This window comes from Mycobacterium sp. 94-17 (assembly GCF_035617725.1).
GTDB lineage: Bacteria > Actinomycetota > Actinomycetes > Mycobacteriales > Mycobacteriaceae > Mycobacterium.
This window is the reverse complement of the sequence record NZ_JAPIYN010000091.1, coordinates 1-454: the sequence shown is the minus strand read 5'-3', so window position 1 is coordinate 454 and position 454 is coordinate 1. Positions and strand designations below refer to the sequence as shown.

General features: G+C 73.6%; 1 protein-coding gene. It reads right to left on the bottom strand.

Annotated elements, in window-relative coordinates; genetic code table 11:
* On the bottom strand, nucleotides 1-454 hold a 454-nt coding region (locus OQ789_RS25790), incomplete at both ends, for a PE/PPE C-terminal domain-containing protein (protein ID WP_324689257.1).

The following is a 454-nucleotide window of genomic DNA, read 5'->3' as shown; positions in this document are numbered from 1 at the left end:
CCGGCGAAGGGTGGTCGGGCCATCACGGTGGGCCGGAATCCGTACTTGGGGCCGGCGACGCCGTGTCCGGCCGCACCGGTTCCGGCCAGCGGCATGCCGCCGAGCAGGTTGCCCGGACCGCCCGCGGCCTCCGGGACCGCGCTGACGGTGCTGACCGGGATGGCACGCCCCAGCGTCGGCGCCGCCGGCATCCCCGAGCCCGTCCAGGCCACCGGCACCGACAACTTGCCACCGATGGACCCCGCACTGCCCACCGCCGCCACCGGATGCGCCGCGGCCGCGCCACCGCCGAGCATCCCGCCCAGCCCACCGAGCCCGGGCAGGGCCTTGGCCGCCGCCGGCGCCGCGCCCCCGATGATCCCCAACGACTTGCCGATCTGCACGAAGTTGTTGCCCATACCGATGCTGAAGTACGGCAAACCCTCAGTGTTGTAGAACAAACCCGCAAACGGGG